This window comes from Streptomyces sp. NPDC005962 (assembly GCF_040629205.1).
GTDB lineage: Bacteria > Actinomycetota > Actinomycetes > Streptomycetales > Streptomycetaceae > Streptomyces.
Map to the genome: position 1 here is coordinate 186,908 of NZ_JBEXVE010000014.1, position 24,336 is coordinate 211,243.

At 72.0% G+C, this 24,336-nt stretch carries 22 protein-coding genes; 13 read left to right on the top strand and 9 right to left on the bottom strand.

What is annotated here, in order from left to right:
- Positions 1-46: 46 nt before the first annotated feature.
- Positions 47-637 (top strand): HhH-GPD-type base excision DNA repair protein, encoded by a 591-nt coding sequence (locus tag ABZ370_RS24100; protein WP_358624451.1) that lies wholly within the window; start codon positions 47-49, stop codon positions 635-637.
- A 6-nt stretch (positions 638-643) separates the two neighbouring features.
- Here the strand turns inward: ABZ370_RS24100 and ABZ370_RS24105 are convergent, their stop codons facing one another.
- The 3 genes from ABZ370_RS24105 to pdxA all read right to left on the bottom strand — a co-directional run bounded on the left by ABZ370_RS24105 (position 644) and on the right by pdxA (position 5,414).
- Positions 644-1,612: an alpha/beta hydrolase gene (locus tag ABZ370_RS24105; RefSeq protein ID WP_358624453.1), complete on the bottom strand. Its 969-nt coding sequence runs from the start codon at positions 1,610-1,612 to the stop codon at positions 644-646.
- Positions 1,613-2,097: 485 nt separating this feature from the next.
- Positions 2,098-2,880 carry a DeoR/GlpR family DNA-binding transcription regulator gene (locus tag ABZ370_RS24110; protein WP_358624455.1) on the bottom strand — a complete coding sequence of 261 codons (783 nt, stop codon included), beginning with the start codon at positions 2,878-2,880 and terminating at the stop codon, positions 2,098-2,100.
- A gap of 50 nt (positions 2,881-2,930) precedes the next feature.
- Positions 2,931-5,414, bottom strand: coding sequence for a 4-hydroxythreonine-4-phosphate dehydrogenase PdxA (gene pdxA, locus ABZ370_RS24115; protein WP_358624457.1), 2,484 nt, complete (start codon positions 5,412-5,414; stop codon positions 2,931-2,933).
- Between the two features lie 171 nt (positions 5,415-5,585).
- On the opposite strand from pdxA, the gene ABZ370_RS24120 reads away from it, so the two are divergent.
- The 9 genes from ABZ370_RS24120 (at position 5,586) to ABZ370_RS24160 (ending at position 14,780) form a co-directional block, all read left to right on the top strand.
- Positions 5,586-7,160 carry an ABC transporter substrate-binding protein gene (locus ABZ370_RS24120; RefSeq protein WP_358624459.1) on the top strand — a complete coding sequence of 525 codons (1,575 nt, stop codon included), beginning with the start codon at positions 5,586-5,588 and terminating at the stop codon, positions 7,158-7,160.
- Positions 7,161-7,163: 3 nt separating this feature from the next.
- Positions 7,164-8,093: an ABC transporter permease gene (locus tag ABZ370_RS24125; protein ID WP_358624461.1), complete on the top strand. Its 930-nt coding sequence runs from the start codon at positions 7,164-7,166 to the stop codon at positions 8,091-8,093.
- Between the two features lie 3 nt (positions 8,094-8,096).
- Positions 8,097-9,065, top strand: a complete 969-nt coding sequence (locus tag ABZ370_RS24130) for an ABC transporter permease (RefSeq protein ID WP_358624464.1) — start codon at positions 8,097-8,099, stop codon at positions 9,063-9,065.
- Positions 9,065-9,973 (top strand): ABC transporter ATP-binding protein, encoded by a 909-nt coding sequence (locus ABZ370_RS24135; RefSeq protein ID WP_358624465.1) that lies wholly within the window; start codon positions 9,065-9,067, stop codon positions 9,971-9,973. The genes ABZ370_RS24130 and ABZ370_RS24135 overlap by 1 nt, the downstream gene beginning before the upstream one ends.
- Complete coding sequence (locus ABZ370_RS24140) at positions 9,970-10,845, top strand: ATP-binding cassette domain-containing protein (protein ID WP_358624467.1); 876 nt, start codon at positions 9,970-9,972, stop codon at positions 10,843-10,845. Before ABZ370_RS24135 ends, ABZ370_RS24140 begins: the two co-directional genes overlap by 4 nt.
- The gene (locus ABZ370_RS24145; RefSeq protein WP_358624470.1) at positions 10,842-11,861 is read left to right on the top strand and encodes an aldo/keto reductase; all 1,020 of its coding nucleotides are present in this window, start codon (positions 10,842-10,844) and stop codon (positions 11,859-11,861) included. The genes ABZ370_RS24140 and ABZ370_RS24145 overlap by 4 nt, the downstream gene beginning before the upstream one ends.
- Positions 11,862-11,936: 75 nt before the next feature.
- Entirely contained in the window at positions 11,937-13,142 is a 1,206-nt protein-coding gene (locus ABZ370_RS24150; protein WP_358624473.1) for an exo-alpha-sialidase, read from the top strand.
- A complete protein-coding gene (locus tag ABZ370_RS24155) occupies positions 13,135-13,833 on the top strand; it encodes an SDR family oxidoreductase (RefSeq protein ID WP_358624476.1) in 699 nt (232 codons plus the stop codon). The genes ABZ370_RS24150 and ABZ370_RS24155 overlap by 8 nt, the downstream gene beginning before the upstream one ends.
- A 149-nt stretch (positions 13,834-13,982) precedes the next feature.
- The gene (locus ABZ370_RS24160; protein ID WP_358624478.1) at positions 13,983-14,780 is read left to right on the top strand and encodes an endonuclease; all 798 of its coding nucleotides are present in this window, start codon (positions 13,983-13,985) and stop codon (positions 14,778-14,780) included.
- A gap of 25 nt (positions 14,781-14,805) precedes the next feature.
- Here ABZ370_RS24160 and ABZ370_RS24165 read toward each other — a convergent pair whose 3' ends face one another.
- A complete protein-coding gene (locus ABZ370_RS24165; protein ID WP_358624481.1) occupies positions 14,806-15,438 on the bottom strand; it encodes a ScbR family autoregulator-binding transcription factor in 633 nt (210 codons plus the stop codon).
- 185 nt (positions 15,439-15,623) lie between these two features.
- Between ABZ370_RS24165 and ABZ370_RS24170 the strand changes: the two genes are divergently transcribed.
- Together ABZ370_RS24170 and ABZ370_RS24175 are read left to right on the top strand one after the other, a co-directional pair.
- Complete coding sequence (locus ABZ370_RS24170; protein ID WP_358624484.1) at positions 15,624-16,484, top strand: ScbA/BarX family gamma-butyrolactone biosynthesis protein; 861 nt, start codon at positions 15,624-15,626, stop codon at positions 16,482-16,484.
- 305 nt (positions 16,485-16,789) lie between these two features.
- Complete coding sequence (locus tag ABZ370_RS24175; RefSeq protein ID WP_358624487.1) at positions 16,790-17,467, top strand: HAD family phosphatase; 678 nt, start codon at positions 16,790-16,792, stop codon at positions 17,465-17,467.
- A 34-nt stretch (positions 17,468-17,501) separates the two neighbouring features.
- Here ABZ370_RS24175 and ABZ370_RS24180 read toward each other — a convergent pair whose 3' ends face one another.
- From ABZ370_RS24180 to ABZ370_RS24195, 4 genes are all read right to left on the bottom strand, one after another.
- Positions 17,502-18,002 (bottom strand): hypothetical protein, encoded by a 501-nt coding sequence (locus tag ABZ370_RS24180; protein ID WP_358624490.1) that lies wholly within the window; start codon positions 18,000-18,002, stop codon positions 17,502-17,504.
- A gap of 83 nt (positions 18,003-18,085) precedes the next feature.
- Positions 18,086-19,063 (bottom strand): SCO0930 family lipoprotein, encoded by a 978-nt coding sequence (locus ABZ370_RS24185; protein WP_358624492.1) that lies wholly within the window; start codon positions 19,061-19,063, stop codon positions 18,086-18,088.
- Positions 19,064-19,259: 196 nt separating this feature from the next.
- Positions 19,260-20,774, bottom strand: coding sequence for an NADH-ubiquinone oxidoreductase-F iron-sulfur binding region domain-containing protein (locus ABZ370_RS24190; protein ID WP_358624494.1), 1,515 nt, complete (start codon positions 20,772-20,774; stop codon positions 19,260-19,262).
- Positions 20,771-21,511, bottom strand: coding sequence for a hypothetical protein (locus tag ABZ370_RS24195; RefSeq protein ID WP_358624496.1), 741 nt, complete (start codon positions 21,509-21,511; stop codon positions 20,771-20,773). Before ABZ370_RS24195 ends, ABZ370_RS24190 begins: the two co-directional genes overlap by 4 nt.
- A gap of 495 nt (positions 21,512-22,006) precedes the next feature.
- Here ABZ370_RS24195 and ABZ370_RS24200 point away from each other — a divergent pair, with 495 nt between their 5' ends.
- Positions 22,007-23,185 (top strand): helix-turn-helix domain-containing protein, encoded by a 1,179-nt coding sequence (locus ABZ370_RS24200; RefSeq protein WP_358624498.1) that lies wholly within the window; start codon positions 22,007-22,009, stop codon positions 23,183-23,185.
- 122 nt (positions 23,186-23,307) lie between these two features.
- Here ABZ370_RS24200 and ABZ370_RS24205 read toward each other — a convergent pair whose 3' ends face one another.
- Entirely contained in the window at positions 23,308-24,138 is an 831-nt protein-coding gene (locus ABZ370_RS24205; protein WP_358624499.1) for a sigma-70 family RNA polymerase sigma factor, read from the bottom strand.
- Between the last annotated feature and the right edge of the window lie 198 nt (positions 24,139-24,336).

Sequence of the window (24,336 nt, forward strand, 5' to 3'; positions counted from 1 at the left end):
GCGACACCGGGGGATTCGGCGCCGGAGCGGTGGGTATCCGCCGGGGATGGACGCCACCCTTCGCCTCGCCCAGCAGCCCGAGGCCGACGCCCTGCTCGCGCGCAGCCCCCTGGCCCTGCTGACCGGGATGCTGCTCGATCAGCAGGTGCCCATGGAATGGGCGTTCACCGGCCCGTACACCATCGCGCGGCGGCTGGGCGCCGACGACCTGGACGCTCAGGAGATCGCCGCGTACGACCCGGAACGGTTCGCGGAGCTGCTGTCGGAGAAACCGGCCGTGCACCGCTACCCCGGATCGATGGCCAAGCGCGTCCAGCAGCTGTGCCAGTACCTGGTCGAGCACTACGACGGTGACGCGGCCGCCGTGTGGCGCGACGTCCCCACCGGCGCCGAACTCCTCAAGCGGCTGAACGCCCTGCCCGGCTACGGCAAGCAGAAGTCGCAGATCTTCCTGGCCCTGCTCGGCAAGCGGTTCGGGGTGCGGCCCGAGGGCTGGCGCGAGGCGGCGGGGCCGTACGGCGAGGAGGGCTCGTACCGCTCGGTGGCCGACATCACCGGGCCCGAGTCGCTGGACAAGGTGCGCTCGTACAAGCAGCAGATGAAGCGGCAGGCCAAGGCGGGCGGCGCCGGGAGCTGAGCCGGGTCAGGCCGTGCCCAGCGCGTCGCGCAGGGTGTCCACGGCCAGGGTGAGCGCGGCCCGTGCCGCATGGGTGTCGCGCAGCGCGTCGAGCATCAGGAAGTCATGGATGATGCCCTGCATCCGCAGCGCGGTCACCGGCACACCGGCGTCCCGGAGCTTGCTCGCGTACGCCTCGCCCTCGTCCCGCAGCACATCGGCCTCACCGGTGATGACCAGCGCGGGCGGCAGCCCCGTGAGCTGGCCGGGGTCCGCGCGCAGCGGGGAGGCGGTGATCTCGGCCCGCTGCGCGGGGTCGGTGGTGTACTGGTCCCAGAACCACTTCATGCCCTCGCGGGTCAGGTAGTAGCCGTCGGCGAACTGGTCGTACGAGCCGGTGTCGAAGTTCGCGTCGGTCACCGGGTAGAACAGCACCTGCTGGACGGGGGAGACGTCGCCGCGCTCCTTGGCCAGCAGCGTCAGCGCGGCGGTCATGTTGCCGCCCACCGAGTCCCCGGCCACCGCGAGCCGCCGCGGGTCGAGCCCGGCGCCCTCGCCGTGCGCCACGATCCACTGCCCGACCGCGTAACACTGCTCCAGGGCCACCGGGTAGCGGGCCTCGGGGGAGAGGTCGTACTCGGGGAACACCACGGCCGCGCCGACTCCGACCGCCAGCTCCCGGACCAGCCGGTCGTGCGTGTGCGCGTCGCCGAACACCCAGCCCGCGCCGTGCACGTAGAGAATCACCGGAAGGGTTCCGGAGACATTCGGCGGACGGACGATCCGCGCCTTCACCCCACCGGCCGGAATCCCGGTGACGCTGATCCACTCCTCGTCCACCTCGGGCTTGGGAACCTCCCCGGACTGCACCGCGTCGACCGTCCTGCGGCCTTCCGCGGGCGACATCTGGTACAGGTACGGCGGCTTCGCGGTGGCCTCGGCGAGCGCGGCGGCTGCGGGCTCCAGTACGGGGTGGGGCGGTGCGGTGCGCGGCATCTGAAGCTCCTCGACGGTCCGGGATTCGACCATCTCACCGCGCCCGCGCCCGCACCCTTCCGCTTACGCCAGCAGGGGGAGGAGTGGGTTTCGGCTCAGGTCAGCGGGCCCGGCGCCGGAGAGGGGTCGGGGACCGGATCGGGGCCCGGGGGCTGGGGAACCGGGTCCGGTGCCGGGCCCGGAGGCGGCCCCGGGGTGGGGGGCGGCGGCGGTCCGGGAACGGGCCCCGGCGTGGGCCCCGGCTTGGGACCGCCCGGCCCGGGCGACGGGGTCGGGTTCGGCGGCGCGGGGTCGGGCTGCGTCGCGCCGGCGGCGGTGGAAGTCGGGTCGGTGTGCCGTGCCACGGTGTCCTCCCAATGCTCGTGAGACGGTGGCCACGTCCTGTCTGCGGGGCGGGTGCCCTGCGGGGCGGGTGCCCGATTTCGCAAGGGCCACGCATGGCCCCGGGGCCTCCCACCGTACGCCGCGGGACGCCGTACGCGCCGTCAGTCCGTGTCCACGATCATGACCTCGACGCCCGCGGCGCGCAGCGCCAGGATCTCCTCCCGGTCGGCGCGGCCGTCGGTCACCAGGGTCCAGCCGGGTGGCAGCCGTATCCAGGTGTGGAACGGGCGCCGGCCGATCTTGGCCGCGTGCGCCAGCACGTACACCTTCTCGGCGCGCCGGGCCATCAGCTCCTTCAGCCGGGTCTGGCGCAGATCCGCCTCGCAAATGCCGTGTTCGGCCGTCACTCCGTCGGCGCCCAGGAAGACCCGGTCGAACGTCATCCGCTCCAGCGCCGCCTCGGCGAGCGGGCCCAGGAAGCTCTGGCTCAGCGGCCGGAGCGTCCCGCCCAGGCACTCGACCCGCACGGACTCCACGTCGGCCAGCTCCTGCAGCGCGGTGAGCCCGGTCGTGGCCACCGTCAGCCCCTCGGCCGTGCGCAGCTCATGGGCGAGGGCGCCGACGGTCGAGCCCGCGTCCAGCAGCACCGTCTCGCCGGTGCGGACGGCCGACGCCGCCCAGCGGGCGATGGCCCGCTTCGCGTCGAACGCCTCGCCGGTGCGCTGACGCAGCGACGCCTCGGGGTGGGCGACCAGGGCCATCGCCCCGCCGTACGTCCGCGCCAGCCGCCCGTCGGCGGTCAGCTGGGCGAGGTCGCGGCGGATGGTGGAGGCGGTGACCCCGAAGGTGCGGGACAGCTCCTCCACACTGGCGAGGCCCGTGGTCGTCGCGAGGTGGACGATCTGGTCGCGCCGGGCCCGCGCTCCCTGTACCGGCAATGTCACTCGTCCTTCTCGATCTTCTCGTCCTTCTCGATCTACTCGGTCACATGGCTTCAGCGGGTGGGCGAGGGCGACATCTCGGCGGCCTGCCGCAGCGCCTCGATCATGCTACCGGCGTCGGCCTTGCCGGTACCGGCGATGTCGAACGCGGTGCCGTGGTCGACGGAGGTGCGGATGACGGGGAGGCCGACGGTGAGGTTGACCCCGGCCTCCAGACCCAGCACCTTCACCGGACCGTGCCCCTGGTCGTGGTACATGGCCACGATCAGGTCGTAGTCGCCGCGCCCGGCCAGGAAGAAGGCGGTGTCGGCGGGGAGCGGTCCGCGGGCGTCGATGCCGTCCTTGCGCAGCACCTCCAGCGCGGGCACGATCTTCTCCTCCTCCTCGCCGTAGCCGAACAGCCCGTTCTCCCCGGCGTGCGGGTTGATGCCGCACACCCCGATCACCGGCTCCGGGGTCCCGGCCCGGACCATCGCGTCGTGGCCGCGGCGCACGGTCCGTTCGACCAGCCCCGGTTCGATCCTGTTGACGGCGTCGATGAGCCCGATGTGGGTGGTGACGTGGATGACCTTCACCGTCGGGGTGGCCAGCATCATCGACACCTCCTCGACGCCGGTGAGATGGGCCAGCAGCTCGGTGTGGCCGGGGAAGATGTGCCCGGCCGCGTGCAGGGCCCCCTTGTTCAGCGGCGCGGTGCAGATGCCCTGCACCTCACCGTCCATGGCGAGCCGGGCGGCCGCCCGTATGTACTGGTACGCGGCGTCCCCGGCGACCGCGGACAGCTCGCCCCAGGGCAGCTCGGCGGGGAGCAGCCCGAGGTCGATGATGTTGATCCGGCCCGGAGTGAACTCGGCCTCGGCGGGCGCGCCGACGGTGACGATCTCGCACGCGATGGCGCGCAGCCGGGCCGCCTGCCGCAGCCGCTCCGCGTCCCCGACGACCACCGGACGGCAGCGCCGCAGCGTCTCCGGGGCGAGCAGGGCGGGGACGATCACCTCGGGCCCGATGCCCGCGCCGTCGCCCATGGTGACCGCGATGAGCGGAAGCGGACCGGTGGGCTCCGGGTTCGTGGAGGGATTCTTGGGCGGCATGGACGGACCTTCCGTTCGGGTGTGGGGGCGCAGCGCCCGGACGATATGACGCAGGGAATCGGGATCACCGAAGCTGCCCGGGCGGGTCACGACGGATCGTCCGTCGGGAGTGCGGAGTTGTACGGCGCCGTGGTGCACCTGCCCGACGGGGTCGAGCCGGGTGATCGCGAGCGCGTCCAGGACCTGCCGCGCGGTCTCACCACCGGTCAGGACGAGGTCCCCCCGCCCACCGCCCGCCCCGAGCGCACCGGCGACAACCCGCGCCAGCGCCCGCACCAACCGCCGGGCGGGCGGGGGGCCGGGTGCCGCGCCGCGCGGACCGGCCGCCGGGGCGATGGTGACGACCGTGACCGGGGCGGTCGGCGGGGGCAGGGCGGCCATGGGCGGATCGGCCAGCAGGCCGGTGAGGTCGAGCGGGATGTGTACGGCGCCGTCGGCGACCAGTCGGCGCACCTGCTCGACGGCGCCCGGCTCGGCCGTACCGACGACGACCAGCAGGGGCGGGTCGGCCGCCGCCACGGCTTCGGCCGGAGGCGCGGTTTCCCCGCACGGTGCCGCGTCCGTCGTCCCGGGGCGCGCGGCGGTGCCGACGCGCGCTGCGGCTTCCGCGTGCGCGGCCGCCGCCACGGTCTCGGGGCGCGTCGCCGTGTCCGCCCGTGTGGCGCTGTCCGCCGTGGTGGGACCGGCGTCCAGCGTGGTGGGCCAGTCTGCCGTTGTCAGGTGGCGGCCCAGGGCCGTGGCCAGGCCGCCGGTGCCCACCAGGTGGGGGTGGGGGCCGTCGGCGAGGGCGGCCTCGACGATCGCGTCCAGGTCGGCGTCCGTCTCCGCGTCGCAGACCGCCACCCGGCCCGCCGCCACCGCGGCGCGCAGGGCGGACAGGAGGGCGGGGCGCGGGGCGCGCACGGTCGCGAGGGGGATCGGCTCGGTGGGGAGCCCGCCCAGCGCCCCGGCCACCGAGGACGGCGGGGACGTGGCCTCGGCGTGCCAGGCATCGCCCTCGTGCAGCGGCACTCCGCCGACGTGGACCACGCCCGCGCGCACCACGCGCCCGGCGACCGGGAGGGCGGGGGCGACGATCACGCCCGTGCCGTCCGCGGCCAGCGCGGCGACCTCGGCGGCGACATTGCCCCGCAACAGTGAGTCGATCTTCTTCAGGACCAGGGTGTCGCTCGTGGACGTGGACGTGGACGCCGACGTGGACACGGACCGCAGCGCCGCGCGCACCGCGTCGGCCGCGGCTTCGGCGGGGAGGTGGCGCGAGTCGAGATCCAGGACGGTCACGGCGTGCGGGTCCGTCGCGGCCGGTTCCTCGGGACGTGCCCCGGAAGGCCCAAGAAGGAGGACCTGACTGCGCGTTGTGCGCGATCTCAGTCCAGCGGCTGTCTCGGCGGCGCCGGACAGGTCGTCCGCGATGGCCAGCAGCCTCCGGAAGGGCGGTATCTCCACCGGTACCTCCTTGAATGGCCATGACAGGGGGAGCGGGCAGACGGCGGACACGCTGTCTCCGTGGTCTCGATGATGACACACGTTGCGCGAACCGCGCGAGAGGTATTGCGTAAAGCGCGCAGCCATGTCACGGTGACCGCCGCGACACCTAGAACCGCCGAGAGGTCAACGATGACCCGAATCCCTCACGCTACGGACGTCAGCCGCCGGTCCGTGCTCCGCCTCGGGGCGGGCGTCTCCGCAGGTCTCACCCTCGCCCCGCTCGCCGGGTGCGCGGGCCCCACCGGTGGCCCCGGTCCCGGTGCCATCAGCCTGGGGCTGAACCGTTCCCTGGTCAGCCTCGACAACAAGCTCAACCAATTCGACGCGGCCGTCACGGTCCAGCGCGCGGTCCGCCAGGGCCTGACCCGGATGGGCAAGGGGCTCCTGCCGGAGCTCGTGCTCGCCGACCGGTTCGAGATGACCGAGCCCACCCGCTGGACGGTGCGGCTGCGGGCCGGAGTGCGCTACTCCGACGGCAGCCCGGTCACCGTCAAGGACGTGGCGACCGCGCTGAAGATGTACTGGGGCGTCAACGGCTCGTTCATCGTGGGGCTCTTCCCCGAGCGGCCCGCCCTCGAACCGGTGGACGAGCGCACGTTCTACCTGCACACCAAGCGCCCCGTCCCCATCCTCGACCAGCTGATGGCCAACATCCTCATCAGCCCGGCCGCCAAGAACCGGCCCGAGGAGCTGTCCGGTGGCGTCGGCTCCGGACCGTACGTGGTCACCTCGGCGAACTCCGGCACCGGCGAGTACGCGCTCGCCGCCAACGACCGGTACTGGGGGCGGCACCCCGCCACCCCCCGGGTACGGGTCCGCTTCGTCCCCGAGGAGTCCAGCCGCGTGGTCGCCCTGCGCAGCGGTGAGCTGGACGTCATCGACACCATCACCCCCGACTCGGCCGAGCAGCTGCGCGGACTGCCCGGGGTACGCCTCGACCGGACCACCGGCACCCGCGTCAACCAGCTGTTCTTCAACTTCCGCAAGCCGCGCGGCCATCCGCTCGCCGATCCGCGGGTGCGCGAGGCGCTGAGCTACGCCATCGACGGCAAGTCCCTCGTCGACGATGTGCTCACCGGCTCCGCCCAGCAGGCCGAGGGCGTGGTCCCGCTCGCGCTCAAGGGCGCGATACGCACCGGTGGTTACGTCCACGACCCCGGCAAGGCGCGCAAGCAGCTCGCCGCGCTCGGCCACCGTGACCTCAAGGTGAAAATCATCTGGGAGTCGGGGGAGTTCCCCGGCGACACCTCGGTGATGGAAGCCGTCCTGGAGATGCTGCGCGCGGCCGGAGTCCGCGCGACCCTCCAGCAGTTCGAGCCCGGCGGCGACATCCAGCAGTGGCGGCAGGGCCGCCGCGGCGACTGGGACGTCCTCGGCAACGGCTTCTCCGTCCCCACCGGCCACGCCTCCACCAGCCTTCAGGGCATGTACGGCGGCACCCCGGAGAAGGAGAAGACCCGCGACACCTACCAGGGCTACGTCTTCCCGCAGATCGCCGACCGGCTGGCCGACGCCTCCGCCGAAACCGACGAGAAGACCCGGAACGCCAAGCTCGCCGCCGTCCAGAAGGAAATCTGGAACACCCGCCCCTGTCTGTGGGCCTTCGTCCCCGACGTGGTGCTGGCCCGCCGCTCCCGGGTCCGGGACGTACGGCTTCTGCAGCTCAACTCCTACGACCTCGCCGCCGCGCGCCTGGAGGGCTGAGCCGTGCCGCGCTATCTGATACGCCGCCTGGGCCAGAGCGTCCTGACCATCTTCCTGACCCTCTCCACCGTCTTCGTCCTGGTGCGCATGGCACCCGGCGACCCGGCCGCCGCCCTGGCCGGACCCAACCCCAGCAGCGCGGATCTCGCCCGAATCCGTGAACAGTTCGGGCTGGATCAGAGCCTGCTCACCCAGTACGGCGTCTTCCTGCGCGATCTGTTCACCGGCGACCTCGGGACCAGCTACTCCTTCCACGCGCCCGCCTTCGACGTGGTGTTCGACCGGGTCCCCTACACCATCACCCTCGCGCTCTCCGCGATCCTGCTCACCACCGTGGTCGCCGTGCCACTGGGGGTGTGGATGGCCCGCCGCGCCGACACCAAGCGCGAGCTGGGCGCCAATGTGCTGACCATCGCCGGACAGTCCATGCCGGACTTCTGGATCGGCGTCATGCTGCTGACCGTCTTCGCCGTGCTATGGCCGGTGATGCCCGCCTCCGGCTTCACCACCTGGAGCGGCCTGGTGCTGCCCGCCGTCACCGTGGCGTCCCTCCAGATGGCGCTCATCTCCCGGCTGGTGCGGCGCGAGATGGTCGCGGCGCTCAGTTCGCCGTACGTCATCACCGCCCGCTCCCGCGGTGTCTCCGAACGCGCCCTGACCTGGCGTTACGCCATGGGCAACTCGGCCATTCCGGTGCTCACGGCGCTCGGCACCCGATTCGCCGCGATGCTCAACGGCGTCGTGGTGGTCGAGGTGGTCTTCGGCTGGCCCGGCGTCGGCTCGCTGGTCGTCCGCGCACTGGAGACCCGCGACTACCCGCTGATCCAGGCGACCGTCCTGGTCACCGCCGCCCTGGCGGTCTTCGTCCAACTCCTCATCGACCTGGCCTACCCGCTGCTCGACCCGCGGGTACGCCTGGGAAAGGCGGCCTGAGAGATGAAAGGCGCCCTCGAACCCCCGGCCTCCACCCCCACCGGCTCCCCGGGCCCCGCCGGGTCTCCCGCTCGCGCCCAGGCCGCGTCCGGGCCCCGCCTCAGCCGGGTCACCGCCCGCGACCTGGCCCGCGCCACCGCCACCCGGCGCCGCCGCAGTGCGAGCCTCAAGCTGTGGGCGGGTGCGGTGTGCACCCTGCTGGTGGTGGTGCCCGTCGCCCTCGCGCAGGTGCTGCCCCTGTCCGGCGCGAACGACCAGGACCTCTCCCGGCGGCGGCTGCCCCCGCTGGCCGACGGCCACCTCTTCGGCACCGACCAGCTCGGCCGCGACCTGCTCTCCCGGGTGCTGCACGGCGGCCAGGTGTCCCTGTCGATCGGTGTGCTCGCCGTCCTCGTCTCCGGCCTCATCGGCATCGTCGCGGGCGCGGCCGCCGGATACTTCGGCCGCTGGGTGGACGCGATCGTCTCCCGGCTGCTGGAGGCGCAGATGTCGCTGCCGCTGCTGATGATGCTGCTGCTCGTCGTCGCCCTGTTCGGCCCGTCCGTCACCGTCATCACCTGCGTGATCGCCATCGCCCAGTGGCCCGAAGTGGCCCGGCTGACCCGCTCGCTGGTACTGGTGGAGCGGGAGAAACCGTACGTGGCCGCCGCCCGGGTGCTGGGGCTGCGCCAGGTCGCCATCCTGACCCGCCACATCATCCCCAACATCGTCCGCCAGGCGTCGCTGGTCGTCCTGCTGCTGCTCGCCCAGGCCGTCCTGCTGGAGAGCGCGCTCAGCTACCTCGGCGCCGGGCCGCAGCGGCCGTTCGCCACCTGGGGGCGCATCATCTCCGACGGCCAGGACTACATCACCACCTCCTGGTGGCTGGTGACCCTGCCCGGTCTCGTCATCGCGCTGCTGGTGGTCGGGGTCAACCTGCTGGGCGACGGGCTGCGCGACCGTACCCGCCGACGCACGACGGAGGGCTCCTGATGAGCGACGCGACGAGAAACGCGCCGCGTGACGCGATGAGCGGAGCGACGGGCAACGCGACGCGGGACCGGCAAGCCCCGCTGCTGGAGGTCGAGGACCTGCAGATCGAGCTGATCACCGACCGTGGCGTGGTCCGCGCGGTCGACGGCGTCGGCTTCACCCTCGCCGCGGGCGAGACCGTGACCCTCATCGGCGAGTCCGGCTCCGGCAAGTCCACCACCGCGATGGGCCTGCTGCGGCTGCTGCCCGAAGGGCTGGCCGTGCTCTCCGGCACCGCCCGCGTCCGGGGCGTCGACGTCGTCGCCGACCCCCGCGCGGCCCGCCGCATCCGGGGCCGCGGCGTCTCCCTCATCCCGCAGGACCCGATGACCGCGCTCAGCCCGGTGCACACCATCGGCCGCCAGCTCGGCGAGGCGCTGCGCATCCGCCACCCGGAGCTGTCCCGCGCCGACGCCCGCGCCAAGGGCATCGAACTGCTCGGCCGGGTACGGATTCCCCACCCCGAGACCCGGTGGGGCGCCTACCCCCACCAGTTCTCCGGCGGCATGCTGCAGCGCGTCCTCATCGCCATCGCGCTCGCCGCCGAACCCGAGCTGCTGATCGCCGACGAGCCGACCTCCGCCCTCGACGTCACCGTCCAGGCGGGCGTCCTCGACCTCCTGATGGAGCTTCAGGAACGCACCGGCATCGGCATCCTCATGATCACCCACGATCTGGGGGTGGCCCGGCTGGTGTCCGACCGCATCCATGTCATGCGCGACGGCCGCTTCGTGGAATCCGGCCCCGTCGAACAGATCGTGGAACACCCCGCCGAGGCGTACACCCGCGATCTGCTCGCCGCCGTCCCCACCCTGGGCCCCTGGGACGAAACCCCCGCTACCGCGTCCCCCGAGGAGGCGTCGCCATGACCACACCCCTGCTGGCCGTCGAGGACCTGGTGGTCGAATACCCGGTACCGGGCGGCGTGTTCCGCGCGGTCGACGGCGTCGGCTTCACCGTCGCACCCGGCGGGGCGCTCGCCATCGTCGGCGAGTCCGGCTGCGGCAAGTCCACCATCGCCCGCTCCCTCGTCCGGCTGCTGCGCCCCACCGAAGGCCGCATCCTGCTCGACGGCACCGACATCGCGACCCTGCCCGAGCGGCGGCTGCGACCGCTGCGGCGCCGGGTGCAGATGGTCTTCCAGGACCCGTACGGCTCACTGGACCCGCATCTGACCGCCGAGGAGATCGTGGCCGAGCCGCTGCGGCTGGCCGGGACGCGGTCCGCCGCCGAGCGCGGCCGCCGGGCCGCCCAGCTGATCGACCAGGTGGGCCTGCCCACCAGCGCCCTCCAGCGGCGCCCCGCCGAGTTCTCCGGCGGTCAGCGCCAGCGGATCGGCATCGCCCGCGCCCTGGCCAGCGGGCCCGAGCTGCTGGTGTGCGACGAGGCCACGTCCGCGCTGGACGTGTCCGTACAGGCCCAGGTGCTCCAGCTGCTGCGCGAACTCCAGGCCGAACAGAACCTCGCCTACATCGTCATCTCCCACAACCTCGGAGTGGTCCGGGAGATCAGCTCCGAGGTGGTGGTGATGCGCGGCGGGCGGATCGTCGAATCGGGACCGACCGCGGACGTGCTCGCCGCGCCCACCCAGCCGTACACCAGGACGCTGCGGCGCGCGGCGCTCGACCCGGCGACGATGCGGGGACGCAAGCCACGCGCCCTGGTGTCCGCGATCGCGACCGACCAGGGCCATGATCGTGGTCAGGACGACCATCACCGAACATCTGGAGCAACGCAGTGAACGCGCACGCGCAGACCCACACCACCTCCCAGGCGTCGCCCGGCGGGGTGACCGTGCCCGGGGCCCCGGTGCCGCTGTCCCGGCTGGTGCTGGGCACCATGACCTTCGGCGACACGGTGGACCGGGCGGGCGCCGAGGCGATGCTGGACACCGCGCTCGACGCCGGGGTGACGGGCGTGGACACCGCCAACGCCTACGTCGGGGGCGTCACCGAAACCATCCTCGCCGAGCTGCTGCCCGGCCGACGCGACCGGATCGTCCTCGCCACCAAGGCCGGGATGCCGCACGCCGACGCCGGTGACCACTCCCCGCTGTCCGCGCGCGGTATGCGCGCGGCCCTCGAAGGCAGCCTCCGCCGCCTCGGCACCGACCACGTCGACCTCTTCTACCTCCACCAGCCCGACCGCAGGGCCCCGCTGGAGGAGACGCTGGGCACGGTCGCCGAGTTCGTCGCCGAGGGCAAGATCCGCGCCCTGGGCGTCTCCAACTTCGCCGCCTGGCAGATCGCCGAGCTGACCCACACCGCCGACCGGGTCGGCGCCCCGCGCCCGGTGGTGGCGCAGCAGCTGTACAACCTGCTGGCCCGGCGCGTCGAGGAGGAGTACCGGGAGTACGCGGCCACCAGTGGCCTGCGCACGATGGTCTACAACCCGCTCGGCGGCGGCCTGTTGACGGGTCGTCACACCTTCGAGGAGGCCCCCGAGTCCGGCCGCTTCGGCGACTCCAAGCTCGCCGCGATGTACCGGAAGCGGTACTGGGACCCCCGGCTCTTCGAGGCCGTCCGTGACCTGGGACGGATCGCGGACGAGGCGTCCATCCCGCTCACCGACCTGTCGCTGCGCTGGCTGCTGGGCCGCGACGGCGTGGACGCGCTGCTGCTGGGCGGCTCCCGGATCGAGCACCTGCGCGCCAACCTGGCCGCTGCCACCGCGGGACCGCTGCCGCAGGACGTGGTGGCGGCATGCGACGAGGTGGGCACCCGGCTGAGGGGCCCGATGCCCCCGTACAACAGGTAAGCCGCGCCCCTTCCCGATCCGGGGGCTCCGCCCCCGGACCCCGTATCACCGCACACCATGAGGAGCCCGGCGACCATGACCGCCGACCATGACACCGCGATACCGCTGACGGACGGCCGGGTCCGGCCACGGCCGGGCGACCCGGCGCGGCAGGAGGCGTTCCTGCCCGCACCGGCCGTCCAGAACCACGCCGCCAACCTGACCGTGCTGCCCGGCGGCGACCTCGGCTGCGTGTGGTTCGGCGGCACCCAGGAGGGCGTGCCGGACATCTCCGTGTGGTTCTCCCGGCTGGCACCGGCCGCCGACACCTGGTCGGAACCGGTCCGGCTCTCCGACGACCCGGCCCGCTCCGAGCAGAACCCGCTGCTGTTCCCCACCCCGGCCGGTGAGCTGTGGCTGCTCTACACCGCCCAGCAGGCGGGCAACCAGGACACCGCCGAGGTCCGGGTGCGGGTGTCGGACGACAACGGGGAGACCTGGGGCGCGCCGCGCACCCTCTTCCCGGCCACCGGCGGGGGCGGGGTGTTCATCCGTCAGCCGATCGCCGTACTGGGCGACGGGCGGTGGCTGCTGCCGGTGTTCCACTGCGTGGCCACGCCCGGCGTCAAGTGGGTGGGCGACCATGACACCAGCGCGGTGATGATCAGCGACGACGAGGGCCGCACCTGGCGGGAGCGGCCCGTACCGGGCTCCACGGGCTGTGTGCACATGAACGTCCACCCGCTCCCGGACGGCACCCTGCTGGCCCTGTTCCGCAGCCGCTGGGCCGACGCGGTGTACCGCTCGTACAGCGCGGACGGCGGGGAGAGCTGGAGCGAGCCGGAGCCCACCGAGCTGCCCAACAACAACTCCTCCGTCCAGTACGTCCCGCTCGCCGACGGGCGGCTGGCGCTGGTGTACAACCACAGTAGCCGCGCCGACGCGACGGCCCGCCGGGTCTCGCTCTACGACGAGATCGACGACGAGGGAGCGGCGGGCGAAGCTCCGGCCGCCGCACCCGCGCGGTCCGGGGACGCCCCCGGGGCCTTCTGGGGCGCGCCCCGGGCGCCCATGACCCTCGCGCTCTCCGCCGACGGCGGCCGCACCTGGCCGGTACGGCGCGATCTCGACGTCGGCGACGGACACTGCCTGACGAACAACTCACGCGACCGGCTCAACCGGGAGCTGTCGTATCCCACCATCGGGCAGACCCCGGACGGCACGCTGCACATCGCGTACACGTACCACCGCCAGGCCATCAAGTACGTCCGCGTCCGGCCGGACTGGGCGGCCGATGCCTGAGCCCCGCCACCGGCACGCCGTGGTCACCGGCGCCAGCTCCGGTATCGGCGCCGCCATCGTCTCCCGGCTGCTGGACGAGGGGTGGCGGGTCACCGGTATCAGCCGTACGGCGCCGCCCCACGGACACGAGCGGCTGCGCTGGCTCCCGGCCGACCTGGCCCGGCCGGAGGAGCTGCCGGAGGCGCTCACCCCGATGGCCGAGGACGGCCCGCTCGACGCCCTCGTGCACGCGGCGGGCGTCCAGCGCTCGGCCCGGCTGGGCCAACTGGACGCCGAGGACGGGTCCCTCATGTGGCGCATCCACGTGCAGGCGGCCACCGTCCTGGCGGACGCGCTGGTCGACCGGGTCCGGGACGGGGGCCGGGTGGTGCTGGTGGGCAGCCGGACGATGACCGGCGTACCCGGCAAGAGCCAGTACGCGGCCACCAAGGCGGCGCTGACGGGCCTGGCCCGGTCGTGGGCGGCCGAACTGGCGCCGCGCGGGGTCACCGTGAACGTGGTGGCGCCGGGCCCGACGGACACCCCGATGCTGCGCGACCCGGGCCGCAGCCGTACCCCGCCCGTCGTTCCGCCGCTCGGCAGGCTCGTACGCCCCGAGGAGGTCGCCGGGCTGACGGCCTTCCTGCTGGGTCCGGAGGGCGGTTCGGTGACCGGCCAGACGCTGGTGATGTGCGGGGGCGCCTCGCTCTGACGCACCACCGGCCGGAAGGCCGTTTGGTCATGGCCCCGTCACGGAACCTCCTCTCCTTGTTCACCATTGGACGATCATGTGTCTGTCACGCTTTCGGGGTTCGAACAACGGTCGTAAATCGGTCGTGAATCGGGGAGAGGACACCACACATGACCCGTGTGACCCGCTGGAAATCCCTGGCCCTGCTGGCCGGTGTCGTGACGGTCGCCGTCACGGCGCAGACCCCGGCCACCGCCGTGCCCACCAGCACCGCGTATGACGACACGTACTACCAGGACGCGGTCGGCAAGACCGGGGAGCCGCTGAAGGACGCCCTGCACCAGATCATCAGCAAGGACGTCAGCAAGCTCTCGTACGACGAGGTCTGGGACGCCCTCAAGAAGACCGACGAGGACCCGGACAACTCCGCGAACGTCATCCTGCTCTACACCGGCCGGTCCCAGAGCAAGGACTCGAACGGCGGAAACCCCGACGACTGGAACCGCGAACACGTCTGGGCGAAGTCGCACGGCGACTTCGGCACCGCCACCGGACCCGGCACGGACATCCACCATCTGCGCCCGACGGATGTCTCGGTCAACAGCACCCGTGGCAACAAGGACTTCGACGAGGGCGGCTCGGAGGTGGAGGAGGCGCCGGGCAACCGCACCGACGACGACTCCTTCGAGCCCCGCGACCAGGTCAAGGGCGATGTGGCCCGGATGATCCTCTACATGTCGGTCCGCTACGAGGGCGGCGAGGGCTTCCCCGACCTGGAGCCCAACGACAAGGTCGACAACGGCAGCCAGCCCTACATGGGGCGGCTCTCCGTGCTCAAGAAGTGGAGCGACGAGGACCCGCCGGACACCTTCGAGAAGAAGCGCAACCAGGTCATCTACGACGACTTCCAGCACAACCGGAACCCGTTTATCGACCACCCGGAGTGGGTCGGCGAGATCTGGAAGTAGCCCGGCCCCGCGTCAGGCCCCCGCCTTACGCCCCCCGCGCCGCCGTCAGCAGTTCGGCGGTGCGGCCGGGGTGTCCGGGGCGGGGCTGCAGCGAGGGCAGCAGCAGGGTCCACAGATCGGCCAGATGGTCCTCGACGAGCCGCCGCCCGTCGAGGGCCTCGGACACCGTGTGCAGGCCGAAGAAGGCGCAGACGATGGACCGTGCGGCGGGCAGCGGATCGACATGGCCGGCCAGCTCGCCCTCGCCGTGGGCCCGTTCCAGCATGGCCCCGACGGCGTCGATCCAGCCGATGAACGGGGGCGGGAAGGGCGCCGCGATCAGGGAGCGCTCGGTCCACAGCCGGGCGCCTGCCCGCACCACGATGTCATCGCGGAAGGCGCGGGCCACCGCGAAGCTGAGCCGGACGAGCTGCTCCAGCGCGGGCACCTGGAGCCCGGTGTGCCGGCCGACCAGGGGCGGCCAGGTGGCGAAGTGTTCCTGCACCACGGCGAGGGCGAGCCGTTCCTTGCTGGTGTAGTGGAAATAAATCGCGCCACTGGTGTGACCCGAACGGGCGGTGATGTCGCTGATGCTGGTTCCGGCGTATCCGCGTTCGTCGAAAAGGGATGCGGCCGCTTCCAGAAGAGACCGGCGAGTTTGTTCGGCCCGTTCTTGCACGTGTTCGTCGTCCTTCATCAGCCGGTCGGGTGTGACGGAGTGAACTTAGCGGACTTTCGGCCGCCGATGGTGATGAGGACAGACAGGTCAAACATTATTAGTATTTTATGGTGATCGTTCGTGACGCTCGCGGCCTTTCGGAGCCGACCGGTCCCACCGGTCGGCCGCTCAGCTGGTCCCGCACCGTGGCACGTGAAGCCGTGCACCGGGTTTCGGTGGCCGAGGTGCTGCTCACCGACGTCCGTACGCTGGGTGACGGACGGTTCGAGGCGGCCGCCCAGTGGCCCCGCTCCCATCCGACGTTCCCACACGGCGGGGACGGCCTGCACCATCCGCTGATGATCGCGGAAACCCTGCGCGAACTGGGGATCTACATCCCGACCCGCTACTACGCCGTGCCCGCGGGCGCGCACTTCCTGATCCGCGACCTGTCCTTCCGGCTCGACCCGGAGACCGAACCCCGAGCCCCGCACGGGGCGACCGACATCACCTGCCGGATCGCCGTGACGGACGTCCGCACCGCACCGCCCTCCGGGCGGCTGGTGTCCGGGATGCGGCTCGACGTCGGCCTGTGGGCCGGTGGCCGGATCTTCGCGCGGGCCGGGGGCACCGCCCGCTTCCTCGACGGCACCGCGTACGCGGAGACCCGCTCCGCGCACTCGGGCCAGACCGCGCGGCGCCGACTGCGCGCCGCCGTACGGCCCTCGCCAGGGCAATTGGGCGTCACGGCGGCCCGGGACGTGCTGGTGGTGCGGGACGGGGGAGTGGTGTACCTGGACCCCGCCGACCCCCGCCACCCGTTCTTCTTCGACCACTGGAGCGACCATGTGCCGGGGCTCGTGCTGCTGGAGAGCGCGCGGCAGGCCGCGGCGCTGGCCAGCGGGGGGCTGCTGCTCCGCCCCCTGGCCTGCCGGATGAAGGCGATCCGCTTCACCGAGTCCTATCCGCCCGCCGTGGTCGAGTGCGTCTCCCACGGCAGAACGTGCGTCTTCCGGCTGCGCCAGGCGGACATCTGCACGGCCGTCGGTGTGCTCCAGTACGGCTGACCGCACACCTGGACGACGAACGTAACGAACGACGAACACAGCGAACGACGAACGCATTGCACTACGAACGCCCTGAGCGACGAACAAATCGCCGACGCCGAGTGACCCCTTGCTTACTCCGGGTCATCTCACTAACGTAGTGATCGTTATGTTTCGGGGCAGGCAATTCTTCGCCTGAACGACTTTCCACGTCACGCCCGGCATTCCGCGCACAGCGCGCCGCCCAGGAAATCACCGCGCTGTCCCCCGTGGTCACAGGCAAGCCCCTGCGTCGATTCCCCCATCTCTCCTGGAACGGCAGGCAGATGACAGCAGAAACGCTTCTCGCATGGACCCCCGCCGCCATCGTCTTCGACTGTGACGGCACGCTGATGGACTCCGAACGGCACTGGGAAAAGGCCCGCGAAGTGGTGCTCGCGGACTACGGGGCCGTCTGCGACGAGGAGTTCGCGCGGCGCACCAAAGGGCTTCACTACACCGAATGCGGCCGTATGCTGGCCGAATTCGCCAAGCTCCCCGACCTCGCCGACGAGATGACGCGGCAGCTGCTGAGCGCGTTCCGCAGACTGGTGGCCGACGACCCGGTCACCATGCCGGGTGCGGCCGAACTCGTCCACAAGGCGGCGGCGTTCGCACCGCTCGCCGTGGCGAGCAACTGCCCGCGCGACGTGGTCGAGGACGGGCTCTCCAAGGCCGGGCTGCTGCGCTACTTCGACCATGTGATGGTCCCCGGCGGGGAAGTGCGGCCCAAGCCCCATCCCGATGTGTATCTGGCGGCCGCCCGCCTGTGCGGTGCGGCCCCCGGCGACGCGCTCGCGGTGGAGGACTCCCACTGCGGTTTCCTGTCCGCCTCCCGGGCCGGGCTGAGGGTGCTCGGCGTGGGACCGCGCAAACCGGTCGACGAGCGTCCGCCGGTGGATCTGTGGGTCTCCACGCTCGCCGATCCCGACCTGCTCAAATGGGCCGATTCCCGGGTGGCTTGAGGCCTGGAGAGACCTGAAGGGACCGTGGCACCGGTCAGTCCATCTTCATCCCGTCGTGGGACGTGGAACCGCCCTGGGACTTCGACCCACCGTGGTGCATCATCGAGCCCTGCTCGATGGCCCCGCCGAGCTTCGAACGCAGTGGCTTGAGGGACCCCGAGGACTGACCGGTGACCGACCAGCGGGCGCCGACCAGATACATGCCCCCGTAGTCCTTCGAAGTGTTCAGCCAGTCCTTCTGGCCCTTCTCGGTGGCGAAGGTGACCATGGTGTAGCGGTCGCCCTTGCTGGACTGGCAGTTGCCCTGGCGCAGTTCGTCCGCCTCGGTGACGATGGTCGCCTTGCAGCCGATGGCATCGGCGATCTGCGTCAGGGCCGCCGGCTTCCCGGGCTTCCCCAGCTCCTTGGCGGCGTGTGCCTTCTCCTTCTCCGACTTCTTCCCGTCGGCCTGGCTGCTCCCACCGCAGCCGCTCACCACCCCGCTCGCGAACAGCACTGCCGCGCAGAGCGCGGTGGCACGAAGTGCGCGTGACACATCAACCTCCCGTCGACATCCGGCGGGGAGGCCCGGAGCGCCTCGCTTCCGGGCCCCCGCCGGGGTGGACCATCATGCCGTCTCTACTGGCCCGCCTTCTTGCCCTTGTCGGTGACCGCGAACCACGTGCCCTTCACACCCTGGCCGTTGGTGTCCCCGGGCTTCTTGTCACCGGCGAAGGTGTACAGCAGCCAGCAGTCGAAGGCGGCCTGCTTGCTGCCGTCGGGGCGCTTGAAGGAGGTGACCTTCGAGGCGTCCACCCCGGAGACCTTGGTGGTGTCGACGGCCTTGACCGGCTTCCAGGTGTTCAGGCACGCGGCGTCGACACAGGCCGTCTTCATCGGCCACGCGCTGTCCTTGTCGAACCGGTAGACGGTCATGCCCTTGCCGTCCACCATGATCTTGCCGAGGTCGGCGTTGTTGTTGACCATCAGCTCCAGGGCGGCGCTCCCGGCCTTCTTGCCGGCCGGCTTTCCGTCCGGGGCCAGCGCGTTCCAGGTGCCGCCCACGCCCTGGCCCTTGGTGTCGCCCGCCTTGGTGTCGCCCGCGTAGCGGTAGACCGGCCAGCCCTCCAGGGTCAGCTGCTCGGTGCCGTCCGCGCGCTTGACCTTGCCGAGCTTGGCGGCGTCGATACCGGTACCCGCGGTGGCGTCGTCGGCGGGCACCGGCGGCCACTTGGTGGCGCACGCGTCGTTGCAGTTGGACTTGGCCGGCTTGGGGGTGTCCTCGTCGAACCGGTAGAGGGTCATGCCCGCGCTGTCGGCGACGAACTTGCCGAGCTTGGCGTCGCTCTTGACCGCGAGCTGCTTCGCCGAACCCGTCTGGCTCCCGCCACTGCCCGCCGCCGCGCCGGTGTCGCTGCCGTATCCGCCGGTGGCGCCGGCCCCCGCGGCCGCCGCACCCGCACCCGCCGACGCCGTGGCACCCGCTGTCTGGCTGCTGCCGCCCACGGGCTGGACGTTCGCGCTGCCCGCGGAGGTGTCATTGCTGCCACACGCCGCCGTCAGCATGACCACTGCCACGGACATTCCCGCGAATGCGATCTGACGCCGCTTCTCCATGACCACTCCCTGCGAAATCCTTATCGGTGTCCGGCGGTGAAGGCGCCGACGTCATGTCCATACGGAGCCCGTGTCGACCGACGTTCAGACGGTTTAAAATTTGTCACCAGACGCAAAAAACGCCGGATGCGTGAGCGCACAGCAGTCGACGGCCGTTGAGCAACGGCCGTCGTGGCAGGGGGACTTCCCGTGCGGGCTACTCCTCGATGCGCAGCGCGAGCGCGGGACAGCGGCGCACCGCGCGCACCGCCTGGCCGCGCAGCTGGCGGGGCACGTCCATCCGGGCGGAGGACGGGTAGCCGTCGATGCCCAGTGTCAGCACGTCGGGCGGCAGGATGTCCGCGCACAGCCCATGGCCCTGGCACAGCGACCAGTCCACCAGGAGCTTCTCCGTCGGGCCCCGCTGCTGCCGGTCCGCGCGCGGCGGCGCGGACGCCGGACCGGGCGGCAGGGCCAGCGGCTGGGACTCCTCGGGCAGCGGCAGCACACCCATCGTGGGCCGCCCGCAGCCCGAGCCGAGCGCATGGGCCTCGAACTCCTCAGGAAACGCGTCCAGCGCCGTGGTCACGAACCCGGCCGTACCGTCGGGATGGCTGCACGCGCCCCGTTTGCGCACCGAATTGATGTACGCGCGCACATTGTCGATGGACGACTGGCCGCCGCCCCGCTCCACCTGGCCGATGGCGTCCGCGAGTGCGGGCAGGCCGATGAAGCACGGACCGCACTGTCCGGCCGTCTCGGCGGCCAGCCAGCGGGCCACCCGCGCGGTCTCGCCGAGCGGGCAGGTGTCCTCGGGGATGGGCAGCACCGCGCCCGCGCCCAGCCGCGCGCCGTACTTCTTCATGGACTCGCGCGAGATCGTGGTGGCGTTGATGGCCTTCGGGTCCAGCCACTTGCCGTGGTAGCCGCCCACCAGCACACCCTGGCCGGGGGAGAGCCCGCACAGCTCCAGGACGTAGGTCAGCGGCACCCCGGTCGGCGTCTCCATCACATACTTGCCGCCGACCGTCAGCAGCGTCGTGCCCGGTTCGGTGGGCAGCCCCACCGAGCGGTACGGCAGGGCGCCCATCCGCGCCGCGACGGCGAGCTGGGCGTAGGTCTCGGTGTTGGACAGCAGGGTGGGCAGCCCGCCGAGACCGTTCTCGCTGGACCGGATCTTCCGGCCGTTGGGGATGGCCGGGGCGCCACTGATGCCATTGATGACGGCGCCGCCCTCACCGGCCACGAACCGGTCGGGGGTGAGGGTCACCGATACCGGGACACCGCTGGGGCCGCGCTCGGCCACGGCGGCGTTGAGCGACTCCTCGACGTCCGCGCGGTGCACCGCGATGGCCACTTCCTCGGCGCCGATCGCCTCGGCGGCCAGCGTCGCGCCGTCGATCACCAGATGCGGGGTGTGCAGCAGCAGCGCGGTGTCCTTGAGGCAACTGGGCTCGCCCTCACTGCCGTTGACCACCACGTTGCACCGGCCACCCGCGCGTCCGGCCGCTTCGACGACCGCGCTGACCTTCTTGGCGAAGGGGAAACCGGCCCCGCCGCGCCCGCGGAGATCGATGTTCTCCGCGAGCGCGACGAGTTCGTCCGCCCTCAGGGCGGGCATGGTGCCGTGTACCGTCAGGTGGCCGACCCGGTCGAGCCGGTAGGCCTCGTCCAGCCCGGCGAGCAGCCGGGGCGGATCGACACAGGCCAGCCTGGGTTTTGTCTTGATCACCGGTCCCACCCACGGGAGGCACCGAGTGATGCGCCGTCCCGTCGGCCCGAGTCGGCCGAGCGCGGGCGCGGCACGGTGGGTGCGGCGCGCCGGGTGCGGCCTTCCTGAAGGCCCCGGGCGGGCGGATTCCTCACGGAGATGCCATCCCCTCGATCGTCGTCATGGCTGCGCCGGGCTGCGAGCCGCATCCACAGCGCGATGGCCACTCCGGCCAGAGCCGCGATGTAGCCGTAGGTCGCCCAGATCTTGGCCGCACGACCGGCCTTCAGACCATGGACCAGGGCGGCGCCCCAGGCGGGGTAGGCGCCCACATGGAGCGCCCGCCACCACCGGTACCGCCAGCGGGAGTTGCCCGCCGCGGCGAACGAACTGCGAACCGCTCCGGTCACCGCCGCGATGACGAAGAGGTAACCGGCAATGGTTCCGAGCCCGATCAGGACCGGCTGCTTTGCGTCAGCGAACGGTAGCACGATCGAAGCTGCGTTCGTATGGCTCTCCGCGACCTTCACCCAGATGTGAATGCCGAGGAAGAGCAGGCCGGCGATCGCGGACGCCCGGTGGATGCCCTGGGCGATGAGCCGGTGGTTGGAGTGCAAGATCATCTGGTCGGTCGCGGCGAGTCCCCACAGCACCGCCGCGGTCAGACAGACCAGGGCGAGTACCCCGGCGCCGAAGTCGAGGAACGCGAAGGTCTGGCTGAAAGCACCGGCGTTGTACGTCACGATGAGGGACAGCACGAGGGTCGCGACGATAGCGTAGATGCGGATGTTCCGGGACCAGCCGATACCGGGCTGGTCCCGCCGAGTCCGGCGAGCGGCTCGTCGTCCTCCAGGTGCTTGGCGTCCCCCGTGGCGCCCCTGTGAGGGAGAAGGCGTTTGGGACATGGACATGGAGCCTCCCGATCGCGCGTGTTCCGCGCGGATGACGAGATACGTCAAAGTCGTCTTGGGGGCAGCAGCTTCTCGGAACTACACGTGATCTCCATAAGATTTGTCGTAACGTGACAACTTCTCGTGTATGAACACTGCCCAGACCGTCTTCGGCTGATCCACTGTCATCCCGATGGCAAAGACCCGGCAAAGCACCGGGACCGGTAGGGGCGGGGGTCCTCTATGAGGTAGCGGAGGACCCTCGACTCCTCTTCCGGTCCGGACGAACCGGAGACGGAGGCAACCTCCACGGGTCCGACCGACCCCCCAACGGTCGGGCCTCCCCCCGGCAAGAACGAGGTAATGATGGGCGAACTGGTGAACCGCATCTGGTCCCGCCCCCGTGGCGAGTGGACCCGCGTGCTGCGCAATGAACTCCCTTCCCTGGCCGACGAGGTGGTTGAGAACCTCCGGCAGAGAATCCCGGGATTCGCCGACCTTCTGGAGAACACCGAGCGTGAAAAGGTCCGCGGGGAGGTCGAGCAGGCGATCCTGACCGCGCTCGGCCATCGGAAGCCGGGCGAGGAGGGCGCCGGAGCACTGGCGCTCTCCGAGGCTTCCCACGGCGAGGAACAACTCACCGACATCCCGCCCGAGCGGGCCCGGCGCGATCTGTTCGAGGCCCTGATCGGTGAAGTCCCGGTGTCCGAACGGACGCTGGCCGAGCTGTCCCGGGCGGCCCGCTGGCCGCTGCCGGAGACGGTCCAGGCCATCGCCCTGCCCACCCCGGGCGAGGCGCCGCCACTGGCCGCCGTGCTGGGCGACACCCTCATCGGCGCCGTCGGCGACGAGCTGTGCCTGCTGATCCCCGACCCGGACGCGGACTCCGACCCCGTCCCCGACCCGGGCGCGGAGCGGCTCCAGGACGGCGAGCGGGACCCGGACCGGGAAGCGCCGGTGGACGCCGGTGTCCGTGGCGCGCTGGAAGCCGCGCTGCGCGGCCGGACCGCCTCCGTCGGCCATGTGGTGCCTTTGAACGACGCGGCGTCTTCGGTCCGGTGGGCCCGGCGGTTGCTGACCATGGCCCCCGGCCGCGGCGGCCCCGACCCCCGGGTGCTCTTCGTCGACGACCATCTGTCGATGCTGCTGCTGCTCCAGGACGAGTCCCTCGTCCGGGCGCTGGCCTCGCGCTGGCTCAAGCCGCTGGTCGGGCTGACCCCCCGGCAGAGCGAACGGCTGCAGATGACCCTGCTGGCCTGGCTGGAGGGCGGTGGCGCCCCCGAGGCGGCCAAGGCGCTGAAGGTGCATCCGCAGACCGTGCGGTACCGGCTGCGCCAGATAGAGAAGCTCTTCGGCCCGGGCCTGCGTGACCCGCGAATACGGTTCGAGCTGGAGATGGCGCTGCGCGGCCGCAGGCTGATGGCGCAGATGGACCGCATCCGGCGCCATGCGACCCGGGTGAACCGGCGACCCCGTACCGGCGCTGCCCCAGGCGTCCGTCCGCTGGGTATCGCCCGGGAAGCACGCGTCAACGGACTCTGACCACACCGGCACACAAAGGACTGCCGGCCGCGGAATCGCGGCCGGCAGTCCGGTGCGTGCTCGGCGAGATGACGGAGACATACGTCACGGCGGCGTCCGCCGGGTGCGAGGGAGTGAGTGACTCATTTCCTCGCCCCGGCGGGCGCCGCCGTGGGATTCGCCGTGGAGTTCGCCGTGGGATTGCCCGTGGGGTTCGCCGTGCGCATCGCGGCGTTGAGACCCCGTAACTCCTTGTACGCGTGGGCGCAGAAGGCACACTCGGTCAGATGGCGCGCGAGCGCGTGGCCACGCACCCCGCCACGCCGCACCGAGGCGCCGATCATGGCGCTGAAGTGGCGGCAGCGCTCGTTCGCCGCGGACTCCAGATGGGCCTGCAGATACGACTCGCGCAGCCCCTCACGCGCCCGGAAGGCCAGCGAGGTGACCCCGCTGGGGGAGATGCCCAGTAACGCCGCCACGCGCTGCGGGGGTTCCTCCTCGACCAGGGTGTGCCACAGCACGGTCTGCCAGCGCTCCGGAAGTCTGCGGAAGCTGCGGATGAGCAGCTGACGGTCCTCCCGCGCCACCAGATGCCACTGGGGGTCGGCGGTGAGCGCGTGCTGCCGCCAGGACTCGAAGTCCGCGGTCAGCAGGATCTGACGCTCGCCCTCGCTCCATTCGAGCGCCGTATGACGCACGACGGTCAGCAGATACGGCCGCCACGGACCCCGCGGGCCACCGCCCGACCGGACGGCCTGGAACGTGCGGATGAACGCCTCGGAGGCCAGGTCCTCGGCGTCATGGAGCGCCCGGCAGCAGGTCCGGGCGTACGAGAGCGTCGCCTGGTGGTGGCGGCGGTACAGGATGTCGCCCGAGGCCGGGCTGGTGGCGCCCGAGGCGTACTCCTCCCTGAGCCTGCCGGTCAGTTCCTGGTCGGAGGGCGCGCCGGCGCCGGTGGCGGAGAGCCCCCGCACGCACGGACCGCCCGGCTCCCGGGGGGCGGGAAGGACCGGACGGTCTGGGGGGCCGGGGTGGCCGGGATGGTGCCCGGCGGCATCGTCGGCGGCCGCGTCACCCGCGCTCTGGTGGTGCGACGCAGCGCGGCGGGGGGGGGGGGGGGGGGGCGCGCGCGCCCGCGGGGGGGGGCGCGACCAACACGGGGGGGAATAAGA